The sequence below is a fragment of the Zarconia navalis LEGE 11467 genome (genome assembly GCF_015207075.1).
Lineage (GTDB): Bacteria > Cyanobacteriota > Cyanobacteriia > Cyanobacteriales > Geitlerinemataceae > Zarconia > Zarconia navalis.
Genome location: NZ_JADEXN010000284.1, coordinates 1 through 6,944 on the forward strand (window position 1 = coordinate 1; position 6,944 = coordinate 6,944).

Sequence of the window (6,944 nt, forward strand, 5' to 3'; positions counted from 1 at the left end):
CGGAATAACTCTTTGATAAAGACCCCTTCAGACCAGGCATCGGAGATGATGTGGTGAGTCACTAGCAGGAAAATATGCTCTTGTTGGGCGAGGTGCAGCAGCCGAACTCGCAGCAGAGGGCCGGTTTCGAGGTTGAAGGGTTGCTGAATTTCTTCGGTGACGATCGATTCGAGTTTTTCCGGTTCCTGTTGGATGTCGAGGACGGGGATTTCAAGATTGAAAGTGGGATGAATGACTTGAACGGCCGAATGTCTGACCCGTTTGAAAGTAGTTCGCAGGATTTCGTGTCGGGCAACGATCGCCCCGATCGCCTTTCTGAGAACTTCGACATCGAGGTTTCCCCTCAGACGTTGAACCAGCGGCATATTGTAGCTACCGCTTTTCCCTCCGATATATTCGAGAAACCAAATTCTTTCTTGGGCAAAGGATAGGGGAAAATCCTTGTCTCTAACTACGGGTTGCAACGGCAGAGTTGGGTTAGCAACTGTTGCATTCGCCTGTTGCAAAAAGGAAATAATTTCGGCTTTACGCTCGACGAGGCGATCGCGCAGTTCTGGGGTTAAGGCTCCTTTGGGGGCATTGTAGCGCAGGCGATCGCCCTCGAGCCAGAGTTGAATATCGAGATCGTGCAGGTGAGATAAAAGTTCGTTTAGAGTCTTCATTTTTTAGAAAAAAATTAATCGATCGTCAATTATCAAGTCTTTTTAGAAGTTTTTAACAATCTAAATTATAAAAGCTCGATCGAGACTTTAGAGGGCAAAAAATTTCCGATATTGGCAGGAAATTTTCCGATTTTGGAAAGACATCTCTTTTCAGTTTTGAGAGAATAGGCGCACCTCAAGAAAATACTCGCGATCGAGAGTTCCAACAGGGGTATCCGCAATTGCCATTGCCGGCGTAGGGCGAATCGATGGCCGTACTGCTTGAGTGAGTTGACATCGGGGCCAACTCATTTGGGTCAGAGTCTTAATAACGTCTGAAGTCGGTTCGACTCGGGCTTAGACTCTGTGAGGGCATCGATTCGCGATCGGGCAATTTGTGGGTAATTTTATTCTGGACTCTTTTTTTGTCGCACTTTTAAAATGGCACTTTTAAAATGCCACTAAATCAATCACATGAATAACAAAATCTACGATGTGGCGATTTGTGGGGCTGGGATGGCGGGGTTAACGCTCGCCAGACAATTGAAACAGACAATGTCCGACCTTGCAATTGTCCTTCTCGATAATGCTTCCAATAGAACAGCGATTCAAAATAAACTGTATGCATTTTATTGATGAGTTCCTTGCAACTGCCATAAAGATACGAAAAGACCGATCGGACCTTGCTTGTGCCAAGCCATTTGTAGATTAGATTTGCCAATAGCTTGGGTGATGCGATCGAGCATTATTGCTAGTAAAAAAATTCCTAATCCTCCCACTGCTGCTTGACCGACATCCAAGCGACCGACTCCTTCTAAAACGATCGATCCCAATCCGGGAGCTGCAATCATTGCGGTGAGAACTGACATTGCTAAAGCAAAAAGAATAGTTTGATTTAATCCCGTCAAAATACTGGGTAAAGCAAGGGGAATTTGGACTTCCAAGAGAATTTGTAAATGGGTCGAACCAAATGCTGTGGCTGCTTCCACCATCTCGGGTGAGACTTGGCGAATTCCTAAGTTTGTAAGACGCACGAGGGGTGGAAGAGAAATAATAATTGTGGCGATGGTTCCGGGGACTTCACCGATGCCGAAGAGCATCACGACAGGGACGAGATAGACAAAACGAGGAATGGTTTGCATTGCATCGAGAATTAGTTTGATAATACCCTCTAGACGATCGTTTATCGAACAAGCAATTCCCAGGGGAATTCCTGTCACAATGCAAAACAAAACGGCTGTTAATACTAATGAAAGTGTAACCATTGCAGGCTCCCAAACGCCGATCGAACCCACTAATATTAAAGAAATAATGCTATAAATTGCTACAAACCTTCCAGCAATTTGCCAAATTATTAAGCCTGCAGCCAATATAAAAATAAGAGGAGGAATGATTAGGAAAATTGATTGAATTTCTTCTAGAGTCCAACTAATTGGTAAACGAATTGCTTGAAATATCGATCGAAAATGATTGACAATATAGTTGACAAATGTTGCAATCCATCGATCGAGAGGTATTGTATAATACTCAAAAGGATTTAAAAAAAAATCGAGCGCATTGGGACGAGTTGTCATCAAGCTTAAAAACATAAGATAGATTGCCTGTCTGATTTCTTCAGAATCGTGTTTTTCAAAAAACAATATAAATTAAGAAAGAAAAAAAATCAAGCTATATGTATATTAGTGACATTAACAAAATTTGTGAAGAGGAATTATCTGTAGTTCTAAAAATATTTTAAAATTGTGAATTTCGATAAACCATTTTCTAAAAAACAGATTGAATTTTGGATGGTTTCGATATTTTCTTGGATATGGAGCGAGGATAATTGTTCGTTATCATTAAACGATCGAATTCTAGAAAATCTATTTTAGTTCGCTGTCTTAATCGTCTGGCTAAACCGGTCGGCAGAAAAAATCATACTAAAAATGAAGAGATTACTCAAGTCAAAAATCGGCAAGTGCAAGACATTTTTCAAAAAAAAATCATGTTTTTCTAGCAGTAAAATAAGAGCAATAATCGAATGCAAAGTGACTCCTAAGTTCAAGAAAACGATCGAAATTGTCTTTGATAACGACCGACCACAATAGAATTACACGACCCAATCACAGACCGGATAATTCCGGATATTATTTAATTCTCGTTCCGAACCGGGTATACGATGCCATGAAAGACTCAAGCCAGCAACTTTTTGACTCCACTCACCGCGACGAACTCCAAAATCTCGCCATTCACGAACGATTTGAACTCCAAGCCCAGCAAAATGCAGATGCGATCGCCGTTGTTTTTGGCGATCGACATTTAACCTACCGAGAACTCAACGAGCGCGCCAACCAACTTGCCCGTTACTTGCAACAATTGGGAGTCGAACCCGAAGTTCTCGTGGGGGTGTGTCTGGAGCGATCGCTCGATTTAGCGGTGGGGCTTCTGGGTATCCTTAAAGCTGGGGGCGCTTATATGGCACTCGATCCGAGCTATCCTGGCGAACGTCTTTCTTTAATGTTGGAAGATACCCAAGCTCCAGTAATCTTAACCCAGCAGCATCTAGTTAAGGCGCTTCCACTCCATCGGGCTAAAGTGGTTTGTCTGGATGCACGGCGTGAGATCGTTGCTGAAGAAAGCCGGGAAAACTTAGGCCGAACGGCGACCCCCGAGAATCTCCTCTACGTGACTTATACTTCGGGTTCCACGGGCAAGCCTAAAGGCATTGCCATGCCAGGGCTGCCGATTTTGAATTTACTCGAGTGGCAGTTGCAGCACTACGAACTCGGGGCAGGAATGAAAACCCTGCAACTGGCTTCGGTTAACTTCGACGTCTCTTGCCAGGAAATTTTTTCCACTTGGCTTTCTGGCGGAGTGTTAGAGATGATTCCCGAGGCGCTGCGAAAGGATGCGGTGGGTCTATCTCAGTTTATTATCGATCGAGCGATTCACCGATTGTTTATTCCCGCCGTCGCCCTACAACAGCTCGTGGAAGGCTTCGCCATTAACAAAGAACTGCCAACTCAACTGCGATACGTTATCGCCGGTTCCGAGCAACTGCAAATTACCCGCGCGATCGCCGATCAATCTCGCACGATTCGGCTTCCGGTTCACTTGTACGAAACCATCTCCCGAATCAAGAAGACCACCAAATTGCTCTCCCAGGAAATGGGACGCAAGCCCACAGAAGAAGAAATCGCCACTCGCATGGAAATGACCATCGAGAAGCTGCGGTTCATTGCCAAGTCGGCTCAGTTACCGATTTCTCTCGAAACTCCTATCGGTAAAGAAGAAGACTCTCGCTTGGGCGATTTCATCGAATCTGACGGCGAGACCCCCGAAGACCAAGTTTCTAAGAGCTTACTGCGCGAAGACCTCGAAAGCGTTCTCGATACCCTCAGCCCTCGCGAGCGGGATGTGTTGAGATTGCGTTACGGTCTCGATGACGGTCGGATGAAAACCCTCGAAGAAATCGGACAAATTTTCAACGTCACCCGCGAGCGAATTCGGCAAATCGAAGCTAAAGCTCTTCGCAAGTTGCGCCATCCCAACCGCAACAGCATCCTTAAAGAGTACATTCGTTAAAGCTTGGGGAGCTAGATTCTGATAACGAAGTCAGTTTTGTCAGCGATCGCGATCGTCCCGAGAAATTACCGGTCATTCGATAATTTAGTGGCGAAACCGTAAAAATTAGACACCGACTTGCTATCGATCTGAATTCTCAAAATTTAAGTTCCTCGAAAAAGACTCTCAGCATCATCTGAGGGTCTTTTTTCCAGCAGATATTTGAGAACTTTCTGTGAGAATCGATCGCAATTTCATCATCACACAAAGCAACTTCACACTAGGTCATATCCCAATGTGCGCGCAATTTGTTGCATTGCGAGCTGCATTCAGCGTCATGGCGATTGTAGACCTCTAAGGCACTAATACTGCTGCAGGATGGGCACGGTATCATCACACAGCCAATACCGCAGAACGTATGTTGTTGGTGGGTGTGGCACAGCGAACACACATTGGCACCACAGTAGTCGGGAGCTTCATCTATGGGTGCGGCGAAAAGCGGGAATGGGATTCCAAGTTGTGCAAAGAAAACTGTCACGAGTTCAGATTGAAATGCAACAAGAAAGAATTCATCTACTTTTGAAGATATCTTCTATTAGACATTTCCGACAATAAAAGTTGCAATCAATTTTCGCCCTTAAAACAATCAATTCTCACCTCGGTTACCCGTTTCCTATTGTCTCTTTTCCGGAGAGGTCTATTAAAGTGTCGATCGCCCAAAATTTAATCCAACTTAGACAAATTGAAAGCATTTTTAGCCGCCGGTCCGCCTCGCAAAACTGAAATTTTCTGCAACAATTCTTGGGTGACATTTCTAAAAGCTTTCGCCCCAGCACATCCAGGTTCGGTCAGTACCACCGGCTTAAAACTATCCACCGCTTTCGACACGTTCACGTCCATGGGAACGGTGGTTTTAAAGATTTGAGCGGCGTTAAATTCTTGGCGCACTCGCTGCATAACTTTCTGGTAATAACGACCCGCTAAAATATTACGCGACATCGTAAAAACAATACCGATTAGTTGTGTTTGTTCTTTTCGATCGGCTTGGTGGGTTTCAATTAACCGTTTCACTTGTCGCTCGAGCAATTGAATTCCAATGTAGGATAGGGGTTCGGGTTTTGCCGGAATTAAGTAGAAGTCGCTATTGACTAAACTACTGCGGGTAATAATATTGTAGCTGGGGGCGCAGTCTAAAATAATAAAATCGTATTGGGGAACGACAGATTTTAAAATACCTTGCAATAGGTCATCTTCAAATGAGTCCCAAACCGATTGAAAATTATTACCCGGATTGCGCATCGCCTTTTTATACATCGTTTCGGCGACGAGAAAATCATTATACAAATCAATATCTCCCGGTAAGATATCGATACCCGTGAGGGTTCCCGCATAGGGCTGAATAATATCTTCAACCCCTAAGTTAAATTGGGGATCGTTCGTAATTGCCTTTTGAATCAACGATTTGAGAGTCCGCTGCTCTTTGCGCAGTTTGGCAAACTCTGCTGGCGGCATCAGCGATAAGGTGGCACTGATTTGCGGATCGAGATCGACCACAAGAACCCGTTTGCCGTGATATTTTGCCAGACAAGTGGCAAGGTTGACTGTCAGCGTGGTTTTGCCAACCCCCCCTTTCATATTGGTGGTCGAAACAATATATCCCATCAGCGATTGCTCCCTTGGATAAGCTGTCTGGCCGTTGATGCACCCGCGACCGCGCCATGGCTATCGGACTCAATGCCCGAGAGATTCCAAACGCGCAAGTCAGGGCTTCTGTATTCGATCGCCCCAACCCTGGCAGTTATCCTACCAGAAAAATACAGGGGTTTTATTCATGGGAATCCCCGCAACCTAAGAATTTCCCTAACCTGACTTTTGGCGGAGTCAAAGGTTAAGTGAGTATATGTTGACCAAACAATGTTAACTTTTTTTTAGCCCAGCACAAGTCAGTAGCGATCGCGCCACTTCATTTTTTGGCGCGATCGATGTTCGACCAAGACCAATTTTTAAGGAGTATTTTGAATGAGTACGGAACAAGACCCCGTTAAATTGATGAAACAGCAAGTGGGTAAGGCCGCTGCCGATCTCGTAAAATCGGGTTCGATCGTCGGACTGGGAACGGGGTCTACCACCGCCTACGCGATCGAATTTCTCGGTAAGCGCCTGCAATCGGGGGAACTCTCGGACATTAAAGGTATTCCCACATCTTTTCAGGCCTCGGTTCTGGCTAAAGAGTACGGTATCCCCCTAACCACCCTCGACGAAGTCGATCGCATCGATATCGCCATCGACGGGGCTGATGAAGTCGATCCCGACAAGAACTTAATCAAGGGAGGCGGTGCGGCCCACACCCGCGAAAAAATTGTCGATGCCCTCGCCGAACAGTTCGTGGTGGTAGTGGATGAGTCCAAAATCGTCGATCGATTGGGTTCGACGTTCCTGCTGCCGGTGGAAGTCCTGCCGATGGCGATGACTCCGGTGATGCGGGCGATCGAAAAGCTGGGGGGCAAACCCACATTGCGCATGGGGGTCAAAAAAGCCGGCCCCGTCGTCACCGATGAAGGCAACTTAGTCGTCGATGTCAAGTTCGAGACCCTCGACAACCCCGCAGAAATGGAGAAAACTCTCAACAACATTCCCGGCGTTTTGGAAAACGGACTGTTTGTGGAAGTCTCCGATGTCGTTCTCATTGGGGCGATCGAAGATGGGAAGCCGGTGATTCGCGAAATGTAGGAGCAACGTGGGCAACGGAGGCAACGGAAG

7 protein-coding genes are annotated in these 6,944 nt (G+C 45.8%); 3 read left to right on the plus strand and 4 right to left on the minus strand.

Annotated elements, in window-relative coordinates; genetic code table 11:
- Both IQ235_RS14785 and IQ235_RS14790 read right to left on the minus strand, forming a co-directional pair.
- The coding region (locus tag IQ235_RS14785; RefSeq protein ID WP_264322211.1) for a condensation domain-containing protein at positions 1–662 on the minus strand (662 nt) is incomplete at its 3' end.
- A gap of 150 nt (positions 663–812) precedes the next feature.
- Complete coding sequence (locus IQ235_RS14790) at positions 813–953, minus strand: hypothetical protein (protein WP_264322212.1); 141 nt, start codon at positions 951–953, stop codon at positions 813–815.
- Positions 954–1,115: 162 nt separating this feature from the next.
- Here IQ235_RS14790 and IQ235_RS14795 point away from each other — a divergent pair, with 162 nt between their 5' ends.
- Positions 1,116–1,277: a lycopene cyclase family protein gene (locus IQ235_RS14795; RefSeq protein WP_264322213.1), complete on the plus strand. Its 162-nt coding sequence runs from the start codon at positions 1,116–1,118 to the stop codon at positions 1,275–1,277.
- Here IQ235_RS14795 and IQ235_RS14800 read toward each other — a convergent pair.
- Positions 1,271–1,906 carry an ABC transporter permease gene (locus IQ235_RS14800; protein ID WP_264322214.1) on the minus strand — a complete coding sequence of 212 codons (636 nt, stop codon included), beginning with the start codon at positions 1,904–1,906 and terminating at the stop codon, positions 1,271–1,273. The genes IQ235_RS14795 and IQ235_RS14800 overlap by 7 nt on opposite strands.
- Before the next feature lie 898 nt (positions 1,907–2,804).
- Here IQ235_RS14800 and IQ235_RS14805 point away from each other — a divergent pair.
- Positions 2,805–4,205 (plus strand): sigma-70 family RNA polymerase sigma factor, encoded by a 1,401-nt coding sequence (locus IQ235_RS14805; protein ID WP_264322215.1) that lies wholly within the window; start codon positions 2,805–2,807, stop codon positions 4,203–4,205.
- A 702-nt stretch (positions 4,206–4,907) separates the two neighbouring features.
- Here IQ235_RS14805 and IQ235_RS14810 read toward each other — a convergent pair.
- Positions 4,908–5,846: a ParA family protein gene (locus IQ235_RS14810; RefSeq protein WP_264322216.1), complete on the minus strand. Its 939-nt coding sequence runs from the start codon at positions 5,844–5,846 to the stop codon at positions 4,908–4,910.
- A 357-nt stretch (positions 5,847–6,203) separates the two neighbouring features.
- Between IQ235_RS14810 and rpiA the strand changes: the two genes are divergently transcribed.
- Positions 6,204–6,914, plus strand: coding sequence for a ribose-5-phosphate isomerase RpiA (gene rpiA / locus IQ235_RS14815; protein WP_264322217.1), 711 nt, complete (start codon positions 6,204–6,206; stop codon positions 6,912–6,914).
- Positions 6,915–6,944: the final 30 nt, after the last annotated feature.

What these genes read in the sequence shown, in the direction of transcription:
- rpiA (WP_264322217.1), top strand. Translation starts at nt 6,204, where the DNA reads ATGAGTACGGAACAAGACCCCGTTAAATTGATGAAACAGCAAGTGGGT.
- IQ235_RS14800 (WP_264322214.1), bottom strand. Translation starts at nt 1,906, where the DNA reads ATGGTTACACTTTCATTAGTATTAACAGCCGTTTTGTTTTGCATTGTG.
- IQ235_RS14790 (WP_264322212.1), bottom strand. Translation starts at nt 953, where the DNA reads ATGAGTTGGCCCCGATGTCAACTCACTCAAGCAGTACGGCCATCGATT.
- IQ235_RS14805 (WP_264322215.1), top strand. Translation starts at nt 2,805, where the DNA reads ATGAAAGACTCAAGCCAGCAACTTTTTGACTCCACTCACCGCGACGAA.
- IQ235_RS14795 (WP_264322213.1), top strand. Translation starts at nt 1,116, where the DNA reads ATGAATAACAAAATCTACGATGTGGCGATTTGTGGGGCTGGGATGGCG.
- IQ235_RS14810 (WP_264322216.1), bottom strand. Translation starts at nt 5,846, where the DNA reads ATGGGATATATTGTTTCGACCACCAATATGAAAGGGGGGGTTGGCAAA.